The organism is Pseudomonas lutea (assembly GCF_000759445.1).
Lineage (GTDB): Bacteria > Pseudomonadota > Gammaproteobacteria > Pseudomonadales > Pseudomonadaceae > Aquipseudomonas > Aquipseudomonas lutea.
Map to the genome: position 1 here is coordinate 2,689,321 of NZ_JRMB01000001.1, position 25,789 is coordinate 2,715,109.

The following is a 25,789-nucleotide window of genomic DNA, read 5'->3' on the forward strand; positions in this document are numbered from 1 at the left end:
GCGACTCATGCTTGATCCTCTGGGGCCGATTCCGTCGAGGTTGATTCTTCGGGGGCGGTCGGCGCGGGATTGCGGGTGATGAACATGGCATCCCCGTAACTGAAAAAGCGGTAACCGTGCTCCACCGCAGCCGCGTAGGCCGCCATGGTCTCGGGATAACCGGCGAACGCCGAGACCAGCATCAACAGCGTGGATTCCGGCAAATGAAAGTTGGTCACCAGCGCATCGACCACGTGGAAGGGTCGGCCCGGGTAGATGAAGATGTCGGTGTCGCCGCTGAACGGCTTGAGCACGCCGTCGCGCGCTGCACTTTCCAGCGAACGCACGCTGGTCGTGCCCACGGCGATTACCCGACCGCCGCGCGCTCGACAGGCCGCCACGGCGTCGACCACTTCCTGAGTCACCTCAAGCCACTCGTTGTGCATGTGGTGGTCTTCAATACGCTCGACGCGTACCGGCTGGAACGTGCCCGCCCCGACGTGAAGCGTGACGAATGCGGTCTCGATGCCCTTGTCAGCAATGGCGTTCATCATCGTCTGGTCGAAGTGCAGACCTGCGGTCGGCGCCGCCACTGCCCCGGCACGCTGGGCGTAAACGGTCTGATACCGCTCGCGGTCGGCATCGTCGTCAGGACGGTCTATATAAGGAGGCAACGGCATGTGCCCGACGCGCTCGAGCAAGGGCAGCACCGGCTCGGCGAAACTCAGCTCGAACAGCGCGTCATGGCGCGCGACCATTTCGGCCTCGCCGCCGCCATCGATGAGGATGGCAGAGCCGGGCTTGGGCGACTTGCTGGAGCGCACATGGGCCAGCACCCGGTGTTGATCGAGGACTCGCTCAACGAGGATTTCCAGCTTGCCGCCCGAGGCCTTTTGCCCGAACAGCCGCGCTGGAATCACACGGGTATTGTTGAAGACCATCAGATCACCGGGGCGCAAATGCTCCAGCAAATCAGTGAATTGGCGGTGTGCCAGCGCGCCGCTTGGCCCGTCGAGGGTCAGCAAACGGCTGCTGCGTCGCTCCGCCAAAGGATGGCGCGCGATCAATGAATCCGGGAGCTCGAAGGTAAAGTCAGCGACACGCATGATGGGGTTCGTCTAGCAGGGCCGGGAAGTTTAGCGGAATAAGTGAAAATTGACCATGAAACATGATTGACCAACGGTAGGCTCATCTCTATACTTCGCCGCCATTGAGCCCTGATGGCGGAATTGGTAGACGCGGCGGATTCAAAATCCGTTTTCGAAAGAAGTGGGAGTTCGATTCTCCCTCGGGGCACCAAACAGCAACACCTTCAAGTGGTTACCTCACTTGAAGCACAAAAAAACCGGCCACGTTTGAGCCGGTTTTTTTGTGGGCGGGATTTGGTGGGCGCCGTGAAGGGTAAGGAAAGGCGCTGAGCGCCACACAGCAACTCTGGTGGTCTCAATATGCCGTCTTCCAGGCTGAAGCCAGTTCCACCGAGACAACGCGTGCACTTGATGGGACCGGCTTTAGCCGGGAAAGCGCCGCTACTTTCTCCGCCAAGCTCAGGGGTTCAAATCGGCCCCTTTTCTATGCTGCACGTCACCCCTTCCGCAGTTGGCCGTTTTTTCTGTAGGCAATGTCCGACAAACAGCTCGGAAGCCTCTCCACTAGCATCACTACGCGCATTGGGTATGATTGAACAAGGACGGCACTTAGCCAGTTTTCGAACAACGGCTGCGCTTAAGGATAAGAGATGCAATCAGTCATTTACCGCGGGGACCTGAGCGCGTGCTCGTTGGCCGATTTCCAACAGGACGTGGATAAATACGCGGGCAATATAAGATGTCCCGAGTGCGAGGCAGGCGCTTGGTTCGTCAGCGGATCAACGGGCGGGCTGCGTTAGAGATCAGCATGTTTCGCGGCGCATCACAAAGAAGGCTGCCTAATTAAAACAGTCATTCTCGTTGCGGACGGCGAAGTGCCTGGCACTGTCGATGGCGAGGACAATGCGCACATTGTCGTGGACCTCGACAAGCGAAAACCGCAAACCATTCTGACCCCGGCTCCACCTACCACACCTGCGGTGGACTCACCGTGGGGCAGCATCCAAAAGCAACACACGAACGCGGCCGACTATCCAGTCAATAAGTCTCTGAGACAAATCCTTTCGAGGCTGATACGTAATCCTGACTACCCTGAAGATGAAACCAACATCAGAATAACCGCTGACAACGGGCGGGTGGTACTTGAAGGAAGCATACGTCGCTTGCTCTTCTCCCAATATCAACTGTCGGATATTGAGCCGGGCTCCGTGAGGTTGTTCTGGGGACAGATCAATAATATCAACCGAAAGGGCGGTTCAGCTTGGCTCAACTGCGGCGACTATCTCAGTGAGCCAAGTATTCTCATCCGGGATAAGGATCTGGAAGATGAAATGCTATCGTCATTCAAGCTCAGCGACCTTAACGATCTCGCAGGTGCGCGCTTCATCATGGTGGGCCACCTGTCTGGGTCCGCAAAGAAGAAGATCCTGAACTTCGCGCTCTCCAAATATATCGCTTTCGTAAAATACCGGATCAAAGACGACAACTGACTATGGCAAGATAACACCACTTATACGCAGCAAAGCTTGCCAATGGCAGTGGAGCGGGCAATGCCTCAGGGCATGGGACCGGCAACAAGCTCTATTCTCGAAATCGATGCCTTTGACTGTGGATTTATCAGCGGTTTATATTATTAAGGATGATTAATGCCTAGGCCTTTTTTGCAGCTGCGTGGGCTGAATCTCTAAAGATTTACGATCCGGTCAACTCGGGCGAAAGGGTTGCTGGAGTGGTGGGGGGATATGTTGAAAAAATATCAACAATCCAGAACCTTACCACAGATGGAGTAACACCTGTGCGGTGCGCATGAGCTACATTCTAAATCATAAGGGTTTATTATTCCAAAAATCCTAGGGCAAACCGTATCTGGTAGAGAGCATCGCCAATATTTCTTCCGGGTAAAGAACCTGATCACGTTCTTGGAGGTTAAGTGGGGAAAGCCCGAGATAGTTAAATACCCTCCCTCGGGCGGCGGCGCACTGATTGGAAAAAAAGGCGTTATACTTTTTGAAATTTCGGGCTGGGATGATTCACAAGGGCATGCGACTTTGTTTGATGGCAATATCTGCTTCGATCACTGTTACTTTAATGAGCCAGGCGTTAATTATCATACAGATCAGGCAAAATTTTGGAGCTTACGTTGATGAGACATTTCTTGCGCTTGTTAGCTATTATGCTTACAGCGTCTGCGGCCTTCGCAACTGATCGTCCCTCCTCTCCACAAAGCTTGGGCCAAAGCTACGAGCAAAACTACAAGGATATGGTGCTCGCAACATGTGTGGCAAGCGCGTGTCAGGATGACAAGAACGTCGCGTCAGATGCCGGTAGCAGCGTTAGCGCGTTGCGCGACTGGACGAATTACGACTTGGAAAAGAGTCCGGATGAAGTCAAAGCCTTGATAAACAGCTATCTGAGCAGGAACTACAAAAACCCATTAGTTGAGGCTGAGGTGAAAGGTGTCAGGTTCGACTTTTTAAAATGCCTGGATCTGTATCACAGCGAAGAACTGGACGCCTTGGCAAAAAAGGTTGTGATCAGTCCCGGTCATACCTACAAGCGAGATAACCCGTAATCCGAGGAATCATTATGGTCTCAAATTTAAACGCGCAAATTTTCGTCGTGGAATCAATGTGTTGCCCATCAGATCGTAAATTTTCGCGTGGCAACGGTCGTCGGTGCTGGTAATTGGGGGCTAATGGCGACGTTTCGACACCAAAGAATCTCCACCCGCCCGGTGTTGGCAGCTGCTTGCTCTTCAACGCTTCGTTGGGCAGTGCGTGGGGAGCACCTGCGCCAGAGCTGCATGGCCTGTGGTGTCGTTGCGCCTAGCGGTGCAGTTAGAAGGACGACCACCTGCGATGATGGTCTTGCGGATCCCCATCAGAGACTTCGCCGTGTCGGTCCAGTCGGAACCGAAGTCAAGGCAGCGTCGGTGTAGACCTGGGCTACCAATCCTCTCCCGACAAAAAGGTAGGATCACCAATCGCCCTGGACTGAACCACTATCGTCGCCGAGCCGAGCCGAGCCGAAACGAACCGAACCGAACCGATGAGATTAGACGTTGAGCGCTAGCCAGCGTCTGACTGGGATGGGGTTTGCTTCGGACTGAATGCGGCCAGCCTGGCAGAGGCTTGAGTGCCGGGAGCGTCGTCCCGGAGATGGCAGAGTGGATTGGAAGAAAATTGATCACTGCCGGCTGGGAAGCTATCCCCATCACTTTCGAAAACATAAATATGGTCCGACTTTCTGACAAAAAATGTCAATTGTGACAGTTGTGGGCCGATGCAATTGGGGGGAGGATTCAAAGTGTTATTTCCTCAAACAGAAGAGGTATGCCATGGATAGGTCCACGACTGCATCCACATTCAAAGCGCTGGTAGCCGAAAAATTAGGTGTCGATGAAAGCAAGATCTTGGATACGTCGACGTTCGTCAGCTTGGGGGCTGACTCCCTCGACCAAAATGAGCTGTGGTTGGCCGCGGAAGAGACGTTCAATTTTGATGCGAGCGATGAATCTGTCTATTCAGATCTCGATACGGTAGGCCAGGCGATCGAATTCATCTCCACCAAAACGTCTAAGTGACGGCGGAAGCGCGAGGGTCGTATCAGGCGGATGGGACAAAACCAAAACCAAGCCGATTGCGTAAAACACATACCCCCTTGTAGTTCTAACAAGCCCGCCTGATATCCAGGCGGGGACCGCCCTACCAACATAAGTAAAATATCGTTGTCACGATAGCGACGCTTACAATTGCCTCTTTTCTGGAGAGACAGATAGCGATCATAAATTGCATGATTAGCGTGATAAAAACAGTGGTGACCCTTATGACATCTCGATTTTTAGAATTGTCCTCGATATTTTTCGCAAGCGACGCCGGCTCCATCCAGTCATATTGAGACCCTTGGAACATCATATAAACGAACAACAATGCCGCACAAGCCGCATAGAGCAAAACCCTAATCAAAACTCCTCTGATCGCCATATGCTTCACCCTACGAGGCGACTAAAAGAAACCCACCTTCTCACTATAAAATCACCGTAACTTGTGTTCTCCTTGATTTTCTCAAGAGATAAACTGGTGCCTCGATTGTAACGAGCTCCTATAATACGCACCTCATCCATTCCTATACTGATGAACCCGTCATGAGCTGCTAGCATCCGTAGATGCTTCGCTGCCAAGTCGATGTTATACACATCCTTTTCAAGGCAGTTGGACAGGCTTCTCCACTGACTGATCGTCATGACTTCTGGATCTAGGCCCAACGTTACCGCAGCGGTTTTGAGTTGAACACTTACCCAGCCAAAACTTGTCTTGGCGGGGGGTGAAGTACTAACAGTTGGCAAATTGCCTAAATGATCGAAAGCCCGAACCTCGAATGCGATCCTATCGATAGAATTGGGATCTCCTCCGGCTTCTATCCAGCACACTCCAGCAAGGAGCTCAACGAGAAGTAGATACTTCGCTGCTGACGCCCTAATGAAAAGCTTATTATGCGTTAGCCATGCATCTTTGAACTGCTGAATATGGCCGCGCCCACCACCGAACCTAGGCGGCACAAGCTTCCAAACGAAGACATCAAAAAAACTCCAGTTCGGACTGTTATTCGACTCGGGCTTGCAAAATTCATTCATATCTGATCATCCATGATTCCATCACTCCACGATTTGGCTGACGACAGCGCACTGTATCACCGTACCTCCCCTTTGTAATACTACTGCTGATTAGCTTCAAGCCAAGCACCTGGAAAAAGCCAGGCCAGTGGCTCGATATTTGAAACGGTTATCAATAATTGTCCATATCTGCGTGTCAGTATCCCATTCACCTTTATCGAGCGCGCGATCTCGTTCCAGCCAGCTTCGGCGCCGCATGTCATACACATAGCTGCCCGATTATCGGAACTGCACATGACTTACCGCCTACTGAATCCGGCCAAAGGATACAAAACATGCATAAATGGCATTCCATCTGAGGCCAGCCGTAGTTTCACAAGGAAAAACTATGGAGTGCGAAGCCGCCGATTTAATTCTACATCTGCGGTCTTTTCCGTAAGTAATGTCTGACAGGCATATCAGACGGATACTCATCCGCTATGGGGTGAATCATTAAGGTCAGTCAGTGAGTACCTTCAGTCACTTTTATCTACCTATCAAGATCAAAGGTAACTTATAGACCCCGTATCTACCGTCTGGAAATCGCCCCAGTCAAAAGTCCTGCGAAGTCGGCCGAAGCACAATCTCGTTAATGTCCACATCACCCGGCTGCTCAATCGCGTAGGCAATTGCGCGGGCCACGGATTCGGCCGGGATCGCTTGTTTGTAGAATTCTTTCACTACATCCGCGCTTGGCTGATGGCCGCTGCCCAGTTTCAGCTCGGAGTCTACGGCGCCGGGTTCGATGGTCGTGGTGCGGATCTTGCCGCCGACTTCGTGACGCAGACCGTCGGAGATGGCGCGAACAGCATACTTGGTGCCGCTGTAGACGGAGCCGCCGGGGCTGAAGACTTTGATGCCTGCTACCGACGAGATATTGATGAAGTGGCCGGAGCCCTGAGCCTCGAACTTCGGCAGTGCAGCGGCGATGCCATAGAGGACGCCTTTGACGTTGATGTCGATCATGCGGTCCCATTCATCGACGCGCAGCTCGGACATGGGCGCGATGGCCATGAGGCCGGCGTTGTTGATCATGACGTCCACACGGCCGAAGTCACGGACTGCGTTATCCACCAGCGCCGCTACCTCTTCTCGGCGGGTGACATCAACGGTGTAAGCCGATGCGTCGCCGCCGATGGCCTTGATGTCTTGCACGATGACGTCCATGCGTTCCTGACGGCGTGCGCCCAGCACGACCTTGGCGCCGAGTTTTGCCAGATGCCGCGCGGTGGCTTCGCCCAGGCCGCTGCTTGCGCCGGTGATGACGACGACTTTGCCTTGAATGCCGTTGCTCATTTCGTTTCTCCAGAAGTGCAGGAAGTTGATGGAGGCCAGTTTGCGGTGGATATTCTGGTCAGGAAATGGAAGAGTTCGGATTTGAGAATTCCACTTTCTGGAACGCGAGCGAACGATGCTTAACCGAATGGAAATGCTGAGGATTTTTCTGGTGGCCGTGGACTCGCCGACATTCAGGGAGGCCGCCACTCGCATTGGCACTTCGCCGCAAAAAGTCACCCGTGCGATCAAGGAACTGGAGCGCACCCTTGCCGAGCCCTTGTTCCATCGAAGTACACGGCAGGCTCAAGTCACGGCCTACGGAGCAGATGTCGCGCGACAGGCGCGCGCGACCCTCGATCAGTTCGATCAACTGTTCGCCGCCCATGCAAAGGATCAGGTGACCGATATCGTCGGCCGAGTGGGCATCACAGCGCCACACTCGATCGGCAAGCTCTATCTGGCACGGTTTCTCAAACCGTTGCTGCAGGACCATCCCGGACTTCGAATCGAGTTGAGCCTGGATGACCAATTGACGGACGCCGTAGCGTCGCGTATCGACATCGGCATACGCATCGGCACCGTTCGGGACCGACGCTATATCGCGCGCGCCGTGGGGAGTGTGCCACTCAAGATTGTGGCGTCGCCCTTGTTGATCGCGAAGGTTGGCGGGCCTTCCACGCTCGAGGAACTCAAGCGTCTGCCACTGTCGACGCTCATTGATCGCAATAATGGAAGGCCGTGGCCGTGGTTTCTCTTGGATGGTCAAAGCTATCTGCCACCTTCGCCCGCTTTCAGTTGCGATGACCCGGAAACCGAACTCGAATTCGTCCTCGCAGGCGTGACATTCGCACAGATGCCGCACTTTCTGGCGGAGGCGTATCTGCGCGACGGCCGTTTGATCGAGGTATTGCCCGATCAGGCGCCCCCGCCCATGGACCTCTCCGTTTACCGAACGCAGTCAGGACCGGTCCCGCCCAGGGTAAGGCTCGTCTACGATCACCTCATCCAGTGCCTGAGTGACCCACAGACGTTTCCCTGACAATCCCTCGAACACCGCGGGTCACGCTGTACCTGCCGCAGCAGATGCTTGGGGCGTGGCCTCACATTCTCCATTTAACAAACGAACCGAAGACGACACCGCCCGGTCGAACGCAGCGGCACTCCCTGGGGCATTCGCTGATTACCCCAGGGAGCCCCCTCACCGAAACCCACCGGTCTTCCATGTTCGAACACATTGACTTCAACTATCTGCTCGCCAATTACGGATATTGGGCCATCTTCATCGGTTGCCTGCTGGAAGGCGAAACCATCCTGATTCTGGGCGGCCTGGCGGCGCACCAGCACGTGCTGGAATGGCAGCAAGTGCTGATCTACGCCACCTTGGGCGGGATGCTTGGCGACCAGATTCTTTTCTGGACGGGCCGCCACTTCGGACCGCGCCTGCTGCCACGCTTACACCGCCAGCAAGCGACGATCGACCGCGTTTCAGACCTGATCAAGCGGTACCCCACTGCCTCGATTTTTGGGGTCCGATTCCTTTACGGCATGCGCCTGATCGGCCCGCTGGTCATCGGGGCGAGTCGCTTGTCCCCTGTGCGCTTTGCGCTGATCAACCTGCTCGGCGCCGCAGTCTGGGCGAGTCTCTTCCTGGCCGCCGGGTATTGGGCCGGGGGTTTTCTGGAGGAGATGCTGGGCAACCTGAAACCTTATCGCCTGCCGATTTTCATTGGCGTGATTGTCGTGGGCGCAGGCGTTGCGCTGTATCGGCATCGTCGTGCTAAAACCCGACCTGCCCGGCAAGCGGCCAAGCGGGCGAAAGACAAGCCGCCCTCCTCCGCGGCATAACGCTTCCCATCTGCGTCGCCCACCTCTATAACGGCAGACAGGCATATGTCGCAGAGGGGCTACTCGATGAACACACGCATCACCGCCGGTTTGCTGTTGAGCATGGTTAGCGTTGCGCAGGTCCAGGCGGCGGAGACGCCGTCGCGTCTCGACACCGTGATGCAAAAAGGCCAATTGGCCGTTTGCACCACGGGCGATTACAAGCCGTACACGTTTCTCAAGCCCGACGGCCAATATGAGGGCATCGACATTGAGCTGGCGCAGTCGCTGGCGAAGAGTCTGGGTGTGACGATCGAGTGGGTCCCGACGACCTGGAAAACGCTGATGCCCGACTTCACTGCGGGCAAATGCGACATGGCGGTGGGCGGAATTTCGGTCACGCTGGAGCGGCAGAAGAAGGCTGCGTTCAGCGACACGCTGGACATCGACGGCAAGGTGCCGCTGGTTCGTTGCGAAGACGAGTCCAGGTACCAGACCATAGAGCAGATCAACCAGCCAGGCGTGCGACTGATCGAGCCTCAGGGCGGCACCAACGAAGCCTTCGCCCACGCTTACCTGCCCAATGCCAGCCTGTCATTCCATGACAACAAGACCATCTTTCAGCAGCTGCTGGACAAGAAGGCGGACGTGATGATCACCGACGCGTCCGAAGCCCTTTACCAACAGAAACGCATGCCCGGGCTGTGCACGGTCAACCCGTCGCACTACATGCAATACGGTGAAAAAGCCTACTTGCTGCCGCGAGACGACATCGCCTGGAAAGCCTACGTTGATCAATGGCTGCACCTGACCAAGGCGACCGGCGCCTACAAGAAAATCGTAGGTGAATGGCTGGCAGTGCCGTCGGAGTAAGGAATGAAGATGACGCCCGTGAAAACTCGGCGCAGGACCCCAGCGCGTACATGAAAACGACCCGAACCATCACCCGCGCGTTTTGCGTCGAACTGCAGCAGGAGCTGTCCATCGTGGCGGCGAGGCGAGAATACTTTTCTCAAGAGCTGCCTCGGGCGCGCTTCAGTTTTCTGTGCTCGTCCGAGCCTTGCCGCGCCTCGGGCGTCAAGATCACCGGCGTTCGCTATGACGTGAAACCTCAGGAACATCTGACTTTTGTCGCCGCGCACTACCGGGCCAATCCGAACTACGAACATCACCCCGATTGCGAGTGGGTTGATCCCGAAGTGACGCTGCCGGCTGCAGACGAGACCGAGGCCGAGAGCGAGCTACGGAGGGTCAAGCGCAAGCTGGACGATTACATTGACGTGTTTGACCCCACTGTCAAAGAGCGTGCAAAGCAGACTGCAACCGCAGACAAGCCCGACACTAAGCCCCCTGAGTCAGCCAAGGACCCTTCGTCCTCGACGGACATCCTGAAGGCTAAACAGGACAAGCAGAACCGCACGAGCAATCTGGAGCGTCTGGTCGACAGCTTTCGTCAGGCTCAGTCGTCTTTGAGCAAAGAAGAGCTCGCGCTGCTGACCTTGCGCGTTCCGGGTCAGGGCGAGATCTCGTTACGGGCTTATTTTCGCCACATCAAGTTTGCGCAGCTGAATGACGACCGTCGCGTCCTGTACGGCGGTGGGTTGGTCGAGCGGTACGGCATCGGCTTCAAATTTAAATTCTTCGACCGCCTGCAAGGCAAGCTGGTGACGCTATACGTCTCACCCGCGCAAATGCAGGCTTATCGCTCCAGTCGCTACATCAGTGAGCTGCTGAGCCATGCTGATGAGGTGCGTTTCTTTACGGTCTTTGCGCTGGGCACACTCGTGGCCAGCCCATCCGGGAAAAGCGTCAGCGTGGAGATTGAAGACTTGCGCCACCTGGCCATCGTGCTCGGGCCGGCCCGGGATGGCGCAGATCCCGCTAAACCAGTTCTGGAAAGCTAAGCCGACGCTTGATTCAGGTCGAAAAAAACCCGGTTGCTCTCGCGAGCAACCGGGTTTTTTTGACTTCATTCCGGAGGACTAAGGCGCTGCGTAAGTGACCAGCAACTCCTTAGTTACCTGAAAATCCAGCGACATCGCCACGCTCAATGCAGTGATCGTGAAGATGGAGAACACGAACAGCTTACGTGCCCAAACGGTATCGTCCTTGGCTTTGTAGCCGGTCCAGGCCATGTACAACCAGTACATGCCCATCGCCGCCGCAACGGCCAGATAGTTGAGCCCGGCGTAGCCGCCGAAGGTCAGCATCAAGGTCGCCAGCAGAAACGCCAGGATGTAGATCAGGATATGCCGCTTGGCAACCCGAATCCCGCGCTTGACCGGCAGTACCGGAATCGAAGCGGCGCGATAGTCGTTGAAGCGGAAGATCGCAATTGCGTACGAATGAGGCATCTGCCACAGACTGAACATCACCAGCAATGTCAGCGCCGCAAGGTCAAAGGTGTTGCTGACCGCGACGTAACCAATCACCGGCGGCATTGCGCCTGAAAGGCTGCCCACCAACGTGCCATGCACCGACTTGCGCTTCAGGTACAGGCTGTAGAAGCCGACGTAGATCACGAAGCCGATGACGGCAAACAGCGCCGCCAGGGCATTGGCCTGGGTGTACAGCAAGCCGACACCGAGAATGCCCAGCACCGTGGCGTAAATCAACGCCAGCTTCACCGACACCAAGCCCTGCACCAACACACGGTTTTTGGTGCGCTCCATCTTTACATCGATGTCTCGATCGATGCAGTTGTTGAAGACGCAGCCAGAAGCCACTACCAGCGAAGTCCCGATCACCGCGGCCAGGAACAGGCCGATGTCGACATGCCCCTTGGACGCCAGAAAAAAGCCACCTGCCACCGAAAGCACGTTACCGAAAATGATCCCCGGTTTGGTGATTTGGATAAAGTGCTTCAGTGACATCAGGTTTTCCTCACTTCGCCATCATGGCGGTGTGAATGCTGAACATGATCCAGGTGCTCAAGCCAACCAACAACACAATCACAAGGCCAGCGAAGGCAAACGCGATCACGTTGTTGCGCTGTGCTGCCGAGCGGTCGAGGTGCAGGAAGTACACCAGGTGAACAATCACCTGAACGGCTGCAAAGATCAGAACGATCCAAAGCGTGGCCACTTTCGAAATGGTCGGGAACATCACCAGGCCGAAAGGAATCGCGGTCAGGATGATCGACAGTACGAAACCGACCATGTACGACTTGAAGCTACCGTGGCTTGCAGGTTCGTGGCTGGCAGCGTCGTGGGAATGATGTGAATTCGCCATTTAAATGGTCCCCATCAGATAGACAACGGTGAACACGCAGATCCAGACAACGTCCAGGAAGTGCCAGAACAGGCTGAGCATGCTCAGGCGAGTCTGATTGGTATTGGTTAGACCATGCTTGGAGACCTGATACATCATGATCGCCATCCAGATCAGACCACTGGTCACGTGCAGGCCGTGGGTGCCGACCAGCGTGAAGAACGCCGACAGGAAGCCACTGCGGTTAGGACCGTAACCTTCGGAGATCAGCAGGTGGAACTCATTGACCTCCATACCGATGAAGCCCAGGCCGAACAGGAAGGTCACGAACAACCAGCCCAACACGCCCGACTTGTTGCCCTTGTGCATCGCCAGCATGGCGAAGCCGTAGGTGATCGAGCTGAGCAACAGGCAGGCGGTTTCGCCAAGCACGTACGGCAGTTCGAAAATGTCGTGGCCCGCAGGACCGCCTGCAACGTTGTTAACCAGTACGGCGTAAATGGCGAAGATCGACGCAAACAGAATGCAGTCGGTCATCAGGTAGATCCAGAAGCCGTAGATTTTCATCTCGCCGGCGTCGTGGTGACCATGGTCGTGCTCGTGGTCATGACCGTGGTCGTGACCCTTCGCACCATCAAATACTAAGTTCGACATTGTTTATGCCTGCTCCAGCTTGTTGACAGGAGTGTTTGTCTGGTCATTGCGAACCTTGGCCAGGATCGCATGCTGCTCGCCTTCGATACGTGCCACTTCGGATGCAGGCACCATGAAGCCCTGATCGTCGCGTGCAGCGTGAATCACGAAGTAGACGATGGTACCGATCAGACTGACAGCGGCCAGCCAGAAGATGTGCCAGATCATCGCGAAACCGAAGACCGTCAACAGCGCGCCCATCACCAGACCTGTTGCCGTGTTGTTAGGCATGTGGATGTCGGAGTACTTGGCCGGAACCTTGTACGCCTCGCCATCACGCTTGGCGGCGTAGAACGGGTCGATCTCGTTCGCTTTTGGCAGCTCTGCAAAGTTGTAGAACGGCGGTGGCGACGAAGTGGACCATTCCAGGGTGTGGCCATTCCATGGGTCACCGGTCAGATCGCGGTTCTGCTCGCGGTCACGAATACTCACGTAGATCTGGATCAGCTGGCAGGCAATACCCATTGCAACCAGGACGGCACCTACGAAAGCCACATACAGATATGGCGTCCATTCCGGGTTTTCAGTGGTGTTCAGACGACGAGTCATGCCCATGAAGCCCAATGCGTAGAGCGGCATGAAGGCGACATAGAAACCGCTGATCCAGAAACCGAACGCTGCCTTGCCCCACTTCTCGTTCAGCTTGAAGCCGAACGCTTTAGGGAACCAGAACGCGAAGCCTGCGATGTAACCGAATACGGCACCACCGATGATCACGTTATGGAAGTGCGCGATCACGAACAGGCTGTTGTGCAGGACGAAGTCGGCACCCGGGATGGCCAGCAGAACGCCAGTCATACCGCCGATGGAGAACGTCACCATGAAGCCCAGGGTCCACAACACGGGCGCGGTGAAGCGCAGACGACCCTGATAAATCGTGAACAGCCAGTTGAACAGTTTCACACCCGTCGGGATGGAGATCAGCATCGTTGCCAGACCGAAGAAGGCGTTGACGCTTGCACCCGAACCCATGGTGAAGAAGTGGTGCAGCCAGACCATGAAGCCCAGAATCGAGATCGCACCAGAGGCGTAGATCATCGAGTGGTGGCCGAACAGACGCTTGCCGGTGAACGTCGAGATGACTTCGGAGAAGACACCGAACGCCGGCAGAATCAGGATGTATACCTCAGGGTGACCCCACGCCCAGAACAGGTTCACGTACATCATCGGGTTACCACCCAATTCGTTCGTGAAGATGTGGAAGTCCAGGTAACGGTCAAGCGTCAGGAATGCCAGGGTGCCGGTCAGGATCGGGAACGAAGCCACGATCAGGACGTTGGCCCAGGTGCAGGTCCAGGTGAAGATCGGCATGTCCATGAGTTTCATGCCAGGCGTACGCATCTTCAGGACCGTCACCAGGAAGTTGACCCCGGTTAACGTTGTCCCCAGTCCTGAAAGCTGTAGTGCCCAGATGTAGTAGTCCACGCCCACGCCCGGGCTATAGCCCAGTTCTGACAGCGGCGGATAGGCAACCCAACCGGTACGTGCGAACTCGCCAACACCCAGAGACACGTTGATCAGAACCACGCCGGAGATCAGCAGGTACAGGCTCAAGGAGTTCAGGAACGGGAAAGCCACGTCACGAGCGCCGATCTGCAGAGGCAGAACGATGTTCATCAGACCGGTGAAGAACGGCATCGCCATGAAGATGATCATGATCACACCGTGAGCGGTGAAGATCTGGTCATAGTGTTCAGGCGGCAGGTAGCCAGGCGATCCCTCGACGGCGAGCGCCTGCTGGGAACGCATCATGATGGCGTCGGAGAAACCACGCAGCAGCATGACCATCGCGATGATGATGTACATGACGCCGATTTTTTTGTGGTCGACAGATGTCAGCCACTCGGTCCACAGGTAGGTCCACTTTTTGAAGTACGTGACCAGCCCCAAAACCGCCACGCCGCCGATAGCGATCATGGCAAGCGTGATCATGACTATCGGTTCGTGGAACGGAACCGCGTCCAGACTTAATTTACCAAACATCGTTTACTCCTCTGCCTGCGCAGCTGAATGCTTACCCATTTCCATCCCTTCCGTACCCGCCACTTCTTTCTTCTCGTGGACAATCTTGCCCGGCTTCATACCTTCATACTTGTCGATGATGATCTGGAACAGGTTCGGAGTGACCGAGGAGTAGAGTTCAACGGGATTACGCTCGCTGGGCTTGGCCAGCGCAGAGTATTCAGCCGTTGCCAGTTGCTTCGGTGAATTCTTGACGTCGGCAACCCAGGCTTCGAAGTCAGCCTGCGAGGTGGCAGTCGCCTTGAATTTCATGCCGGTGAAACCTGCGCCACTGTAGTTGGCGGAGATGCCGTCGAACTCGCCATTTTCGTTGGCGATAAGGTGAAGCTTAGTCTGCATCCCGGCCATCGCGTAGATCTGGCCACCCAATGCAGGGATAAAGAACGAGTTCATGACCGAATCAGAGGTGATTCGGAAATTGATCGGCGTGTTGGCCGGGAACACGATCTTGTTGACGGTGGCAATGCCTTGTTCCGGGTAAATGAACAGCCATTTCCAGTCCAGGGCGACCACTTCGATGGTCACTGGCTTGACGTCGGATTCGAGCGGACGGTAAGGGTCCAGCGCGTGGGTCGACTTGTACGTGACATAGCCGAGAACGATGATGATGGCCAATGGAACCAGCCAGACCACCAGTTCAATCCGGGTTGAATGCGCCCAATCAGGCGTATACGTCGCGCTCTTGTTGGTAGCGCGATACTTCCAGGCGAAGATGATGGTCATGAAAATGACCGGCACCACCACCAGCAGCATGAGCAAGGTGGCAGTGATGATCAGATCACGCTCTTGAATGCCGACATGGCCTTTTGGATCCAGCAAGGTGTAGTCGCACCCGCTGAGCAGGAGCATGCTGAAAAGGGCCAAGAAGCCAAAAAACCTGGGGTACCTTTTTTTACTCATCTCACGACCTCTAAAAGCAGCTTTCGCATCGCAGTTGGGTTTCGACCGCCAACACTTCACCCTGCCAGGTGCTGGCAAATGCTTGGATTGAAAAGGGGCCTGTCAGGAAGCATGTGGCCTCGCAACATTTCCGGATTTAACTGTGGATTCTTATTCGAATGGTGGCACCCGCCTAGGCGGACCAAATCCCTTGGCGCAGACATTCAAAACGTAACTCGGGAGGCCATTCGAACCGCGTCTACCGAAGCGAAAAGACGCTCCATGACCTCGATTTACACCGTCCCGCAAATGAGGGGGTGGCGTGAATTGGGGGCGATTGTAGATACGTAAAGTTTTATTGACTATAAGTTTCTGCGCAACAGTTAATTTCGTATTCAGTAAAAATGCGGTGTTATGTCGCACCCTGAATCATCGCAAAGCCCCTGTTTTGTTGAAGCGAAACGGAGGCTTTGTTACGCAACGCTTTGTAATCAGCGTGCTTTCATCCGGTTGCGAATAATTCCCACCGGGACCAGCACAACGGTCAGCACAAAAGCCACCAATGCCCACTGCGCCAGAGACAAACCCAGAACTGGCGGATATGGCGTCTCACAGAAACCGCCGACCTGAAAACCGAGCGGAAACAACGATGCCAGGGGCAGACCGTCGACGATCGGCTGCAGCACATCGATGCCGCAGCTCTCGGTCGGGTGCGTCTGGATGTAGACGTGACGCCCGGCAGCCAAAAGCCCGCCCACCGCGCTTAGAACCACCAGCGCCTCACAAATCGTCAGGCTTACACGCCCCGGCATTGCAACACCGATGAAGGCAAACACGGCAATGAACAACAGCGCATACCGTTGCAGAATGCACAACGGGCAAGGGGCCTCACCCAGCACCACCTGCATGTACAACGCTCCGCCGATCAAGGCCAGGCAGATGATACCCAGCAATACCAGGAACCGCTTTTCACGCCGCAGGTTCAATATCTCGTCAGTCATTCACATACCCTTTGAATTGGAGTCACCCGGATCGGCGGTGCAGAGTGCGCGGGGCGGGCCCGCCGCAAAGGCAGCGATTCTAGCACCGTCCCGACATCTCGTTCATCGAGCGGCAGGCGATGCAGCAATCCGGCCGGCTTGCTCGCCACCGCCATTACCTGGCGATGGTGGACACGCATGCATTACCCAGGCGTTAACACTTCAATTCAAGAGCCATCGTGCGCCTTTGAACGCCCTTCTTATATATAGAAGCGTGCGGCCTTTTGTCGCACTCCCGACACAACGCCCCGCCTTCCTATATATATGTAGGATGCGTCTAATTGTCGCAGCGACTATTCCAAAGCTGCCGCAGGACCAAAGAACTCATAATGCACCTGTGCGTCGGGGACGCCGGCTGCTTTCAATTGCCGCTTCATAGCAGCCATGAAGCCTTTCGGGCCCAGAAAGTAAGCATCAACGTCGCGGCTCTCCGGCAGCCAGCTCTCCAGTCGCGACTGATCAAGCAAGCCTGTGGCATGCGCCGCCGGGCTTACGCCGTCATCCTCGGCGTAGCAGTAGAAACGCTTGAGCTGCGGATGCTGGCTTGCCAGCGTTTCAATCCAGTCTCTGAATGCGTGCACCGAGCCGTTGCGCGCGCAGTGGATGAAATGGACAGGGCGCCCCGTTTGCAACGCCGCTTCAAGCATTGCCAGCGTCGGCGTGATGCCGACCCCTCCGCTGATCAAAACCAGCGGCTTGTCGCTGTCGGCCAGCGTGAACTCCCCCGATGGCGGGAACAGGTTGATGTTGTCGCCTACCTGCAAATGATCGTGCAGGTAAGTCGACGCGACGCCGCCGGGTTCGCGCTTCACGCTGATGCGGTACTGATTGTTGCCAGCCAGCGCCGACAGCGAGTAATTGCGGCGTATTTCCTCGCCGTTTACATGAAGCTGCATGCCGATGTACTGGCCGGCCGTGAACTGCAGAATGGGCTGACCGTCTGCCGGGGCGAAATAGAACGAGGTGATCTCTGCGCTTTCCGGGGTTTTGCCGACCACCTTGAACGCACGTGCGCCACGCCAGCCGCCGACCGCCTGGGCTTTCTCGTCATAGATCGCTTTTTCTGCACCGATCAGGATGTCAGCCAATTGGCCGTAGGCTTTGCCCCAGGCGCTTATCACTTCATCCGTGGCGATTTCCGCGCCCAGTACTTCGCGTATCGCCCTGAGCAGGCATGTGCCGACGAGGGGGTAATGTTCAGGAAGAATCTGCAGCGCGACATGCTTGTTGATGATTTTGGCAACCAGATCGCCGAGTTCGTCCAGCTGATCAATGTGACGGGCGTACATCAGCACGCCATTGGCGAGCGCACGGGGCTGGTCGCCATTGGCCTGGTGAGCCTGATTGAACAAGGGACGCACTTGCGGATACTCATTGAGCAGCGTCTGGTAAAAATGAGTGATCAGTGCTTCTCCCCCGCTTTCCAGCAGTGGTACGGTCGATTTGACGATGGCACGATCCGATGCGGTCAACATTGAAAACTCCTGAGGGTGATGTGTAAGGGATACCTCGGTATTTCACGAATCGTGCCATTGGCGGCGAGCCGTAAAATCAGCGGTTTCGGGGCTTGCCAGTCAATTTGACCTGCTAGCAGCTGTGGTCAAAATGACTCCGTCAGTGTCATTTTGACGCTAGCGTCAAGGACCGAGAGACGGGCCGAACGGCCTCTGGCGGCAAAACCGTTAAAGCCTGGGTTGAGCGGGTCGATAAACCGTCATCGAAAGCTTTTGGCCGACTCCACGCGGCCAGGCAACGCATCACAGAAGGTTTATATGTCCAAGAACGTCCGCGCAGATTCACTCTCGCTTCTGCTGTTCACGTTGCGCAGCGGAAAACTGATGGCGATCAACCTGCTCAAGGTCAGCGAGATCATCCCCTGCCCTCCCCTCACGCGGCTGCCGGAATCGCATCCTCACGTCAAAGGCGTTGCCACGCTGCGCGGCAACCCGCTGTCGGTGATCGACCTCAGTCGTGCCATTGGCGAGCGTCCCCTGGAGGATCCTGCCGGCGGCTGCCTGATTGTCACGGACGTCAGCCGCTCGAAGCAGGGGCTGCACGTGCAGGCGGTCAGCAAGATCGTTCACTGCCTGACCACCGACATTCGCCCACCACCCTTCGGCTCAGGGAACAAGTCATTCATCACAGGCGTGACGCAGGTGGACGGGACGCTGGTTCAAGTGCTCGACATCGAGAAGGTGATCCACGGTATCGCCCCGGCGCGGATCGTCGCAGAACCGGCCGAGTTGCGCAGCGAGGACGCTGCCGTGCTGGCCAAGGCTCGCATACTGGTGGTTGATGACAGTCAGGTGGCGCTGCAACAATCGGTTATCACCCTGCGCAACCTGGGCATCGAATGCCACACAGCCCGCAGTGCCCGCGAAGCCATCGATCAATTGCTGGAACTGCAAGGTACCGCGCAACAGATCAACGTCGTCGTGTCGGACATCGAGATGTCGGAGATGGACGGCTACGCGCTCACCCGGACGCTTAGGGAGACGCCTGACTTCCAGGAGCTGTACGTGTTGCTGCATACCTCACTTGACAGCGCGATGAACGCAGAAAAGGCCAACGCCGCAGGTGCCAACGCCGTTCTGACCAAGTTTTCCTCGCCCGAGCTGACACGATGCTTGATCGAAGCCGCACGCACGGTCGAAGCTCAGGGAATCTGAGCCCGTCCGCGAACGACGCCTCCGCCGGGCATTACTGGCTGATGCGTCGGGACCTCGGCGCTGCCACGGCCGATGGGGTCTGGCCCGCCGACGTGCGTCAGGTGCCACTCACCCCACAGAATGCCGCTGCCGTGCACCAACTGCTGGTAGCGGGGCGCGAGCACGGCGGCGGCCGCGTCGCGGACTTCCCCGTATGGCTGGATGCTTTCGACACTGATCCTGAATCTGACCGGGCCTTGTGCTTGATCCTTGAAGATGCACAGGGCGTGGTCGCCGTGGCGCAGTGCTGGACCAGCGCGTTTATCCGCAATCTGGTGGTTCACCCCCGCGCGCACCGTCGCGGTCTGGGGCTGGCGCTCCTGAACCGGGTATTCTCCACCTACCGCGAGCGCGGTGAAGGGCATGTCGATCTCAAGGTGATGGAAAGCAATCTGCGTGCACGCCGGCTGTATGAGCGCGCCGGTATGCAATATATTCAGCGCCACGAACTCGACCCGCGCTGAACCTGCGCCGGGGCCGGTTCCTCACTCGCGACATGGAGACGCCTGCCCGTGAAGATGCACACTGCGCTGTTGCTCGTTCTAACCGCCGCCGCTGGTCAAGCCAGCGCTTCCAGCCCTGACGCCTGGGCAGCCTTCAACAAAACCCTGGTCGACAGTTGTGTCAGCGCCAGTTCGCTCAAAAATGCCAAGCCCGCCGGGGCCGACGCCGCCTTCGACGACAGCGTCGGGTTCACCGCGCTGTTGATCAAAGGCCAGTACAAACAGGCGTTCATGAAAAACAAGACCGGCACCGAGCTGTGCCTGTACGACCGCAAGAACAAAAAAGCGCTGATCACCGAGTGGGACAACGTCACCACGTTGCCCAGGAAATAAGGCAAGCGTCCGGATGAGGCGTGTCGCGATCATGCTCTTCCCTCACGTCCAGTCACTGGATGTGGCCGGCCCTCTGGACGTATTCGCCGAAGCCAATCGCTTCCTGCCGCAGGCGGATGGCTACGAAATTGTCACCATCGGCGTGGCGCCCTACCCGATCGTCGCCTCCAATGGCATGCCGCTCGGTGCGCAGTATTCCCTGGCTCAAGCACCGCAGGACGTTGATATTCTGCTGGTGCCCGGGGGCCCGCTCTTGCCGGACAGCGATGAGGTGCCTGCCATCACCCGATGGCTGCAGGACGCCGTGCCCCACGCGGGGCGCTACGGCTCGATCTGCACCGGTGCTTTCATTCTCGGACATGCCGGACTGCTGGATGGCAAACGGGCTGCGACTCACTGGAGCCACGCGCAGCAACTGGCCGACCGGTTCCCTCGCGCGCGAGTCGAGCCCGACCGGATTTATGTCCGTGACGGCGCGCTGATGACCTCGGCCGGTGTCACGGCGGGTATCGACATGGCCCTCGCGCTGGTCACTGAAGACCATGGCGCGGCGGTTTCGCTGGCGGTCGCCAAGCGGCTACTGGTGGTCGCCCAGCGTCAAGGCGGCCAGTCGCAATTCAGCCCCTACCTCACGGCGTCGGCGGACGACGATTCGCCGGTGGCAAAGGTGCAACGCCATGTGATGGAGCACATCGGTGAACCGTTTTCGGTTGAACGACTGGCTGAGGTGGTGGCGATGAGCCCGCGCACCTTCGCCCGGGTGTTTGCGCGCGAGGCCAACGTTACTCCAGCAGAATTTGTACTGCGCGCGCGCATCGATGCCGCCCGGCATTTACTGGAAGGCAGTGAGATGGCCATCAAGGCGGTGGCGTATCACTGTGGATTTGGCAGCGCCGCAAGAATGCGGCTGTGTTTCAGCCAGCGTCTGGGCGTGACGCCGACTCAGTACCGGGACAGCTTTCGCAAGGAAAACTAAGGGAGTCGGGCCCAAGCCTGCCCGGCAGCCTGGGCGCCGCGAAGTAAATCAGCGTTTGCCCATCGAACGACGCGTGCCTGACGGCGCGACACCCGGGCGTTTGTCATGGTTGGATTTGCCCGAACCTTTGTAATGCTGATGGTCCTTCTTGGCCTGCAACAGCTCGCCCGGTTTGAACGGGAAGCTGAACGCCGGGATGGCCGGCTTGGGATCGCCAGAGGTCGCATTGCTGTCGACCGAATCGTCCAGATCAGGAGCGGGCGTGTGTTCGGGGGTGGTCATGGAAGCTCCGTAACGGCAGACGGTCGAGGAATACGGGCAAGGCCCGAGGGCCGCGCAGCATACCTGAATCGTCACCCGATCGCTTCTGCCAACAGACAGGGTGCGCCGGGCTATTTGTAGAACAGATCGACCATCACCTCCGCCGAAAACGGGCCTGCTGTTGGCTTGTCGGTCTGCCACACGAGTTCGGCAACAAAATCCGTGGTGGCCGAGTAGTTATCCTGCAGCTGATCGGTCAGGTGAAAGGGTTCGTTGTAGGGCACCACCGAGTCATCCGCTTTTCGAATGCGGATGCCGATGCTGCCGTTGTTGGCGGGCACCAGCACATCCTGTTTCAACAATCCCGAGACGGGTGTAATCCGTGCGTTGAGACTGAACGGTGAGTCACAGATGCGGCTTGTGGCCAGCGCAAAACGTGGAGGGGGTGCATCCACCGGTTCCCCTACGCGCACATTGCGGATGGCCACATCGCCGAAGTCCACGGTCTCGGGCATGACCCGCAGTTCAGCGTTGCACGCGACAAAGCGCAACCCGCCGAGGTTGTTGATCACGTAGCTGAGCCTGCCTCCCGGGTCAGGGCTAAGCGCGCCGCCATCCAGCTGGAACATCCGGTAGTCGAGCAAGTCGCTGGCGATGCCCGAGGGCGGTGTCGGACCGTACTTTTGGATGAACACCGAAAACGGCAGGGCGAAGGTGACACTCGGGCACCCAGCGCTTGCGTCGGTGCAAGCGGGTGCCTGCTGTTGCGTAGGGATGCGCCCATTGGGCTGGACGTAATCAATGCCCCGCAAAGTAAGCCCGGCACGGATGCCCTGCCCGACCTGCAGGTTGTCAGGATTCAGGTACAGAAACACCTCTTCCGGCCCGCCGGCTTCCTCCTTCGCACACTCCACGGCCAGGTTCAGTCGCTCGGAGCGCCACACGGCACTGCCATCAGGAAGGGTTGCCGGAATCGCGACGGTGCTGCTCAAGTCGGCGCGGACCACCGATTCGCCAGCGCCCTGGGTCTTGCAGGTCATTGCCAGGGCGCAGCCAGGCAGCACCAGCGTCAGCAGCATGACTGGCCACCTGCGGATGGAAAGTATGTTCATGTCAGCATTTCCCTATGATTGAAGAGGAACCGGGCTGTTTCAGCGGCACGACGAAAGACTCTGCTCCCTGAAAAGACGCGCAATATTCACGCTGCCCGCCGTAATCGGTCAGCGCCTTGAAGGTGAGCGTCTGAGGCCCGACGTGCTCGACGTACGTCGCTGGCAAACTGAGCGCTGCATTGGAAAAGGGCGCCAGCAGCCGATATTCGGCGACGTCGATGCCATTGATGCGCAGCGCCTGAAGCGAGACGTGATAAGGCGTGGGGTTGCGCACACTCAGTACTGAGCCCGCTGAAGGGAGGCGCTGCCACGTAAGATTTTGCGGCGCATCCGCCGGGTCCCCGGACAACCCGACGGGCCGATAAAACACGTTGATACGCTGGCGTATGGCAATGCTCATTTGCTGAGCCGCCGGGCTGCGCCGGGGTATCTCCAGAACGAACAAATGCAGCAGGGATTCCCGGTCCCTGGGCACGCCGACGCCTTCATAGAGCAGGCGCAGGGTTTGTCTGCCTTGCGCTGGCATGCGCGCCAGATGGGGCGTCACCGCAAACGGCAATTCAGCTGCCTTGATATGGCCGTTCCCGTCATCAGCCGTGGGGGTGTCGAGCCACGTCTGAATCAGCGTCTCGGAATCACCCCGGTTGATAACGTCCAGGGTCGCCTCGTCGTAGCGACCTTCGAAGATCAAGCGCGTGCCCGACAAGGCCACCGCGCCTTCGCTCATGCCGCTGATCAACATCAGCGCTCCTGCCAGATGCATAGAGTTCATCGGCACTGCACCTTCAGGCGATCGAAGCTGCGATGAGCTTCCTTGGGCGGCAGTGCGAACGTGGCGCGGCACGTCTGATCCGTCCACTTGACGACAAGCTGGCCGCTGTCTTGCTCGGTGAGGACCAGTGCTCGCCCGCTCGGGTCCACGGTGGCCAGCGGCTTGCCGGTTTCGTCTTCGACTGCCGCGCCCACAGGCAATCGGCTGCCGTCGCTGCGCACCAGCTCAAATTGAACGCGGCGACCGACCGCGGTAGGAAAGCTGACCAGAGCCGCCGCGCCGCGCCGGGGCACAACCTGATTCACCGCATTATCGAGCTCGACGTCGGCACCTAACTGCCGCGTGTCGAGATTGACCCAGTTGGTTCGATACGGCTGGGCATAGGGCAGGATTGCGTAGCCATTGTCGGCGGTTTCGACATTGCTGAAGTTGCTCAGGCGCGCACCACTGACCCCTTGCACCTGCACCAACGCAAACGTTTCGCCCAAGGGCTGGCCGAGATTGATCCCGCCTGCATGCGCGACCAATGAGCCGGAAGCCCCCAGACTGACCGTCTGATAGTCGCTCCCCTGCCCGTAACCCGCATCGAAACGGCCGAAAGACGTTGTCGTGCTGAGTTTGCCGAACCCCGACGACCCTGAACGGCTGTCGTGCCCGGCTTGCAGCGAATAAAAGCTGCTGCGGTCGTCGAACAGTTGCCCGTTCAGGCCTGACTGAAGGTTGTAGGCGCCGTCGCTGCTGCGCACTGCGTTGGCGAAAGCCCGAGACGCGCCAGCGCTGTTTCCAAGCGGCAAGCTCAGCGTCAGCGCAATCCGGTTATCCGACTGGCTCTCGGCACGGCGGTCGAAAGTCTGGTTTCGCTCCAGTGAGACGCTGTAACTGAGGCTGCGCCACGCCGAGTTCCAGGACAGATAAAGCTGCCGTGTCTTACTGCCGCGATCCCAATAGCGTTGCTCGGATCCGGTCAGGCTCAAGGAGGCGAGCTGCTCAGGGAATGCCTGGGTCACCGTGAGTTCAATGCGGTCTTTGGCTCGACCAGCGGCTGACCCGGACTGCGATTCCAATGCCTCGACGTGGTCGTTGAACGTGAAGTACCGATCCGACGCATAGCGATAACCGGCCACCGCAAGGGTGGTGTCGGTGAGGTCAAGCGTATTGGCATAACGCACTCGCAGGCTCTGTCCGCTGTAGCGTTGCTCGCGCTGACGGCTGAGCGACTGGGTGATATCCAGAGACAGCGCGCCAAAGCCTGTATTGACGCCGGCGCCGATGTTGGTCGCCTGGTAGTCCTCGGCAAACTGTACGCCGCCCGCCGCCGTCAACCGCTCCGTCAGCCCGTACACCAGGGTGCCGGCGGCAAACCCCGGAGAGACGCCCGCTTGCGTATTGCTGTCGTATTGCCCGGCCGCCAGGCTGTAGCGCAACGCGCCCTTTGGCACCATGATGGGCAAGGATGCGTAGGCCTGGACGAACACATGCTTGCTGCCATCGGCTTCGACGACCGTTATCTCAAGATCGCCGTTGGAGCCGCTGGGGTAAATGTCGCTGATCTCGAATGGCCCTGGTGAGACATTGCCGCTGTAGAGCATGAAGCCGTTCTGCCGCACCTCCACCAGTGCATTGCTATTAGCGATGCCGCGAACAACCGGCGCGAATACTCGCTCGCTGTCGGGCAACATTCCTTCATCGGACATCAACGTTGCGCCCATAAACCGGACGCTGTCGAACACCTGCGAATCGGTGAACGTCTCGCCCAGCGTCAGTTGGCTTTTCAGTGAGGTAATGTCGCGCTGCACGAACGTTCGATTGCTGCGAAAGCGATAAGGCTGGTCGTTGCCGTAGGTGAGCGAGGACTCGTTGCGCAATCGCCACGCGCCGAGGTTCACGCCGTTGCGCAGGCTCAGGTAGTAACGGTCCTGATTTTGGGACCCCGCCCGGCCGCTGAGGGTACGGCGCACGCCGCTGAAGTTGTAGTTAACGAACCCGACCGTCTCGCCTTCGTCCCACAATTCGGGAGGTACATAGCCGCGGGCGCTGCGTGACATCATGGCCTGAGGGATGCTGATGTTCAGGCGCAGGCTGGCGGGCTGGTAATCGACCCGTGCAAATTCCACGCGTCCCGGAAGATCAAAGCACTCTGTCGGAGCCGTATCGCCACCGTCCGTCGCAGCGGGGTTCATCCCTAGCTGGCGCAGCATGTCCAGGGTGAGACACGCGTCAACGGTGCCCTTTGCCGCGTTGGCGACAAAGTTGATGTCACGCCGTCCGCTCAGCACACGGTTGATGTACACGTCCACTCGGTAGCTTCCGGGCACCACGCTATTGCCTTGCAGAAACGTCGCAAGGTCGGCGGGCTGGTCTGTGCCCTGGATAAAGGAGGTATTGAATTTCACGTTGGGTACATCGCCGGTCTGGTCGGTCATGGCCGCTGCCGGTGAGGTGAGGGCCAACCACGACGAT

25 protein-coding genes, 1 tRNA gene and 1 pseudogene are annotated in these 25,789 nt (G+C 57.6%); 13 read left to right on the plus strand and 14 right to left on the minus strand.

Annotation, left to right across the window (positions count from 1 at the left end):
- Nucleotides 1-5 precede the first annotated feature (5 nt).
- Nucleotides 6-1,085 carry a tRNA preQ1(34) S-adenosylmethionine ribosyltransferase-isomerase QueA gene (gene queA / locus LT42_RS11585; RefSeq protein WP_037012517.1) on the minus strand — a complete coding sequence of 360 codons (1,080 nt, stop codon included), beginning with the start codon at nucleotides 1,083-1,085 and terminating at the stop codon, nucleotides 6-8.
- Between the two features lie 108 nt (nucleotides 1,086-1,193).
- On the opposite strand from queA, the gene LT42_RS11590 reads away from it, so the two are divergent.
- The 5 genes and pseudogenes from LT42_RS11590 to LT42_RS11605 all read left to right on the plus strand — a co-directional run bounded on the left by LT42_RS11590 (nucleotide 1,194) and on the right by LT42_RS11605 (nucleotide 4,650).
- Nucleotides 1,194-1,278: transfer RNA gene (locus LT42_RS11590), tRNA-Leu, on the plus strand.
- Between the two features lie 664 nt (nucleotides 1,279-1,942).
- Nucleotides 1,943-2,557, plus strand: coding sequence for a hypothetical protein (locus LT42_RS11595; RefSeq protein WP_208855896.1), 615 nt, complete (start codon nucleotides 1,943-1,945; stop codon nucleotides 2,555-2,557).
- A 200-nt stretch (nucleotides 2,558-2,757) separates the two neighbouring features.
- Nucleotides 2,758-3,211, plus strand: a pseudogene (locus LT42_RS25280) (type VI secretion system amidase effector protein Tae4).
- Nucleotides 3,211-3,639, plus strand: a complete 429-nt coding sequence (locus LT42_RS11600) for a type VI secretion system amidase immunity protein Tai4 (protein ID WP_037012519.1) — start codon at nucleotides 3,211-3,213, stop codon at nucleotides 3,637-3,639. The pseudogene LT42_RS25280 and the gene LT42_RS11600 overlap by 1 nt, the downstream one beginning before the upstream one ends.
- Before the next feature lie 765 nt (nucleotides 3,640-4,404).
- Nucleotides 4,405-4,650 carry an acyl carrier protein gene (locus LT42_RS11605; RefSeq protein WP_037012522.1) on the plus strand — a complete coding sequence of 82 codons (246 nt, stop codon included), beginning with the start codon at nucleotides 4,405-4,407 and terminating at the stop codon, nucleotides 4,648-4,650.
- A 405-nt stretch (nucleotides 4,651-5,055) separates the two neighbouring features.
- Here LT42_RS11605 and LT42_RS11615 read toward each other — a convergent pair whose 3' ends face one another.
- Both LT42_RS11615 and LT42_RS11620 read right to left on the minus strand, forming a co-directional pair.
- Nucleotides 5,056-5,700: a hypothetical protein gene (locus LT42_RS11615; protein ID WP_037012528.1), complete on the minus strand. Its 645-nt coding sequence runs from the start codon at nucleotides 5,698-5,700 to the stop codon at nucleotides 5,056-5,058.
- Between the two features lie 570 nt (nucleotides 5,701-6,270).
- Entirely contained in the window at nucleotides 6,271-7,014 is a 744-nt protein-coding gene (locus tag LT42_RS11620) for an SDR family oxidoreductase (RefSeq protein ID WP_037012531.1), read from the minus strand.
- 133 nt (nucleotides 7,015-7,147) lie between these two features.
- Between LT42_RS11620 and LT42_RS11625 the strand changes: the two genes are divergently transcribed.
- The 4 genes from LT42_RS11625 to LT42_RS11640 all read left to right on the plus strand — a co-directional run bounded on the left by LT42_RS11625 (nucleotide 7,148) and on the right by LT42_RS11640 (nucleotide 10,724).
- Entirely contained in the window at nucleotides 7,148-8,035 is an 888-nt protein-coding gene (locus LT42_RS11625) for a LysR family transcriptional regulator (RefSeq protein ID WP_276209513.1), read from the plus strand.
- Between the two features lie 182 nt (nucleotides 8,036-8,217).
- Nucleotides 8,218-8,841, plus strand: coding sequence for a DedA family protein (locus LT42_RS11630; protein WP_052075230.1), 624 nt, complete (start codon nucleotides 8,218-8,220; stop codon nucleotides 8,839-8,841).
- A 66-nt stretch (nucleotides 8,842-8,907) separates the two neighbouring features.
- On the plus strand, nucleotides 8,908-9,693 hold the full coding sequence (locus tag LT42_RS11635) for a transporter substrate-binding domain-containing protein (RefSeq protein WP_037012534.1): 786 nt from the start codon (nucleotides 8,908-8,910) through the stop codon (nucleotides 9,691-9,693).
- A gap of 50 nt (nucleotides 9,694-9,743) precedes the next feature.
- The gene (locus LT42_RS11640; RefSeq protein WP_037013272.1) at nucleotides 9,744-10,724 is read left to right on the plus strand and encodes an ATPase; all 981 of its coding nucleotides are present in this window, start codon (nucleotides 9,744-9,746) and stop codon (nucleotides 10,722-10,724) included.
- Between the two features lie 78 nt (nucleotides 10,725-10,802).
- On the opposite strand, the gene cyoE is transcribed toward LT42_RS11640, so the two are convergent.
- The 7 genes from cyoE to hmpA form a co-directional block, all read right to left on the minus strand.
- Nucleotides 10,803-11,693 carry a heme o synthase gene (cyoE, locus tag LT42_RS11645; RefSeq protein WP_037012536.1) on the minus strand — a complete coding sequence of 297 codons (891 nt, stop codon included), beginning with the start codon at nucleotides 11,691-11,693 and terminating at the stop codon, nucleotides 10,803-10,805.
- Nucleotides 11,694-11,703: 10 nt separating this feature from the next.
- On the minus strand, nucleotides 11,704-12,051 hold the full coding sequence (cyoD, locus tag LT42_RS11650) for a cytochrome o ubiquinol oxidase subunit IV (RefSeq protein ID WP_037012539.1): 348 nt from the start codon (nucleotides 12,049-12,051) through the stop codon (nucleotides 11,704-11,706).
- Nucleotides 12,052-12,684 carry a cytochrome o ubiquinol oxidase subunit III gene (locus LT42_RS11655; RefSeq protein WP_037012541.1) on the minus strand — a complete coding sequence of 211 codons (633 nt, stop codon included), beginning with the start codon at nucleotides 12,682-12,684 and terminating at the stop codon, nucleotides 12,052-12,054.
- 3 nt (nucleotides 12,685-12,687) lie between these two features.
- Entirely contained in the window at nucleotides 12,688-14,706 is a 2,019-nt protein-coding gene (gene cyoB / locus LT42_RS11660; RefSeq protein ID WP_037012544.1) for a cytochrome o ubiquinol oxidase subunit I, read from the minus strand.
- Nucleotides 14,707-14,709: 3 nt separating this feature from the next.
- Nucleotides 14,710-15,645, minus strand: a complete 936-nt coding sequence (gene cyoA / locus LT42_RS11665) for a ubiquinol oxidase subunit II (RefSeq protein ID WP_037012546.1) — start codon at nucleotides 15,643-15,645, stop codon at nucleotides 14,710-14,712.
- 470 nt (nucleotides 15,646-16,115) lie between these two features.
- The gene (locus tag LT42_RS11670) at nucleotides 16,116-16,625 is read right to left on the minus strand and encodes a disulfide bond formation protein B (protein ID WP_037012548.1); all 510 of its coding nucleotides are present in this window, start codon (nucleotides 16,623-16,625) and stop codon (nucleotides 16,116-16,118) included.
- A gap of 332 nt (nucleotides 16,626-16,957) precedes the next feature.
- The gene (gene hmpA, locus LT42_RS11675; RefSeq protein WP_037012550.1) at nucleotides 16,958-18,139 is read right to left on the minus strand and encodes an NO-inducible flavohemoprotein; all 1,182 of its coding nucleotides are present in this window, start codon (nucleotides 18,137-18,139) and stop codon (nucleotides 16,958-16,960) included.
- 297 nt (nucleotides 18,140-18,436) lie between these two features.
- Between hmpA and LT42_RS11680 the strand changes: the two genes are divergently transcribed.
- The 4 genes from LT42_RS11680 to LT42_RS11695 are packed head-to-tail and all read left to right on the plus strand — an operon-like array spanning nucleotide 18,437 to nucleotide 21,184.
- Entirely contained in the window at nucleotides 18,437-19,333 is an 897-nt protein-coding gene (locus tag LT42_RS11680; RefSeq protein WP_037012552.1) for a chemotaxis protein CheV, read from the plus strand.
- Between the two features lie 41 nt (nucleotides 19,334-19,374).
- On the plus strand, nucleotides 19,375-19,836 hold the full coding sequence (locus LT42_RS11685; protein WP_037012554.1) for a GNAT family N-acetyltransferase: 462 nt from the start codon (nucleotides 19,375-19,377) through the stop codon (nucleotides 19,834-19,836).
- 48 nt (nucleotides 19,837-19,884) lie between these two features.
- Nucleotides 19,885-20,208, plus strand: coding sequence for a hypothetical protein (locus LT42_RS11690; RefSeq protein WP_037012557.1), 324 nt, complete (start codon nucleotides 19,885-19,887; stop codon nucleotides 20,206-20,208).
- Nucleotides 20,209-20,221: 13 nt separating this feature from the next.
- A complete protein-coding gene (locus LT42_RS11695) occupies nucleotides 20,222-21,184 on the plus strand; it encodes a GlxA family transcriptional regulator (RefSeq protein ID WP_037012560.1) in 963 nt (320 codons plus the stop codon).
- A 48-nt stretch (nucleotides 21,185-21,232) separates the two neighbouring features.
- Here LT42_RS11695 and LT42_RS11700 read toward each other — a convergent pair whose 3' ends face one another.
- The 4 genes from LT42_RS11700 to LT42_RS11715 form a co-directional block, all read right to left on the minus strand.
- Complete coding sequence (locus LT42_RS11700; protein ID WP_037012563.1) at nucleotides 21,233-21,466, minus strand: hypothetical protein; 234 nt, start codon at nucleotides 21,464-21,466, stop codon at nucleotides 21,233-21,235.
- Nucleotides 21,467-21,576: 110 nt separating this feature from the next.
- Nucleotides 21,577-22,557, minus strand: coding sequence for a fimbrial protein (locus LT42_RS11705; protein ID WP_037012566.1), 981 nt, complete (start codon nucleotides 22,555-22,557; stop codon nucleotides 21,577-21,579).
- Nucleotide 22,558: 1 nt separating this feature from the next.
- Nucleotides 22,559-23,329 (minus strand): fimbrial biogenesis chaperone, encoded by a 771-nt coding sequence (locus tag LT42_RS11710; RefSeq protein ID WP_037012569.1) that lies wholly within the window; start codon nucleotides 23,327-23,329, stop codon nucleotides 22,559-22,561.
- Complete coding sequence (locus LT42_RS11715) at nucleotides 23,326-25,752, minus strand: fimbria/pilus outer membrane usher protein (RefSeq protein ID WP_162835396.1); 2,427 nt, start codon at nucleotides 25,750-25,752, stop codon at nucleotides 23,326-23,328. Before LT42_RS11715 ends, LT42_RS11710 begins: the two co-directional genes overlap by 4 nt.
- Nucleotides 25,753-25,789 lie beyond the last annotated feature (37 nt).

Bases quoted from the DNA above. Each gene is read 5' to 3' on its own strand.
- queA (WP_037012517.1), bottom strand. From the start codon at position 1,085: ATGCGTGTCGCTGACTTTACCTTCGAGCTCCCGGATTCATTGATCGCG.
- LT42_RS11600 (WP_037012519.1), top strand. From the start codon at position 3,211: ATGAGACATTTCTTGCGCTTGTTAGCTATTATGCTTACAGCGTCTGCG.
- LT42_RS11605 (WP_037012522.1), top strand. From the start codon at position 4,405: ATGGATAGGTCCACGACTGCATCCACATTCAAAGCGCTGGTAGCCGAA.
- LT42_RS11615 (WP_037012528.1), bottom strand. From the start codon at position 5,700: ATGAATGAATTTTGCAAGCCCGAGTCGAATAACAGTCCGAACTGGAGT.
- LT42_RS11620 (WP_037012531.1), bottom strand. From the start codon at position 7,014: ATGAGCAACGGCATTCAAGGCAAAGTCGTCGTCATCACCGGCGCAAGC.
- LT42_RS11625 (WP_276209513.1), top strand. From the start codon at position 7,148: ATGCTGAGGATTTTTCTGGTGGCCGTGGACTCGCCGACATTCAGGGAG.
- LT42_RS11630 (WP_052075230.1), top strand. From the start codon at position 8,218: ATGTTCGAACACATTGACTTCAACTATCTGCTCGCCAATTACGGATAT.
- LT42_RS11635 (WP_037012534.1), top strand. From the start codon at position 8,908: ATGAACACACGCATCACCGCCGGTTTGCTGTTGAGCATGGTTAGCGTT.
- LT42_RS11640 (WP_037013272.1), top strand. From the start codon at position 9,744: ATGAAAACGACCCGAACCATCACCCGCGCGTTTTGCGTCGAACTGCAG.
- cyoE (WP_037012536.1), bottom strand. From the start codon at position 11,693: ATGTCACTGAAGCACTTTATCCAAATCACCAAACCGGGGATCATTTTC.
- cyoD (WP_037012539.1), bottom strand. From the start codon at position 12,051: ATGGCGAATTCACATCATTCCCACGACGCTGCCAGCCACGAACCTGCA.
- LT42_RS11655 (WP_037012541.1), bottom strand. From the start codon at position 12,684: ATGTCGAACTTAGTATTTGATGGTGCGAAGGGTCACGACCACGGTCAT.
- cyoB (WP_037012544.1), bottom strand. From the start codon at position 14,706: ATGTTTGGTAAATTAAGTCTGGACGCGGTTCCGTTCCACGAACCGATA.
- cyoA (WP_037012546.1), bottom strand. From the start codon at position 15,645: ATGAGTAAAAAAAGGTACCCCAGGTTTTTTGGCTTCTTGGCCCTTTTC.
- LT42_RS11670 (WP_037012548.1), bottom strand. From the start codon at position 16,625: ATGACTGACGAGATATTGAACCTGCGGCGTGAAAAGCGGTTCCTGGTA.
- hmpA (WP_037012550.1), bottom strand. From the start codon at position 18,139: ATGTTGACCGCATCGGATCGTGCCATCGTCAAATCGACCGTACCACTG.
- LT42_RS11680 (WP_037012552.1), top strand. From the start codon at position 18,437: ATGTCCAAGAACGTCCGCGCAGATTCACTCTCGCTTCTGCTGTTCACG.
- LT42_RS11685 (WP_037012554.1), top strand. From the start codon at position 19,375: ATGCGTCGGGACCTCGGCGCTGCCACGGCCGATGGGGTCTGGCCCGCC.
- LT42_RS11695 (WP_037012560.1), top strand. From the start codon at position 20,222: ATGAGGCGTGTCGCGATCATGCTCTTCCCTCACGTCCAGTCACTGGAT.
- LT42_RS11700 (WP_037012563.1), bottom strand. From the start codon at position 21,466: ATGACCACCCCCGAACACACGCCCGCTCCTGATCTGGACGATTCGGTC.
- LT42_RS11705 (WP_037012566.1), bottom strand. From the start codon at position 22,557: ATGAACATACTTTCCATCCGCAGGTGGCCAGTCATGCTGCTGACGCTG.
- LT42_RS11710 (WP_037012569.1), bottom strand. From the start codon at position 23,329: ATGAACTCTATGCATCTGGCAGGAGCGCTGATGTTGATCAGCGGCATG.
- LT42_RS11715 (WP_162835396.1), bottom strand. From the start codon at position 25,752: ATGACCGACCAGACCGGCGATGTACCCAACGTGAAATTCAATACCTCC.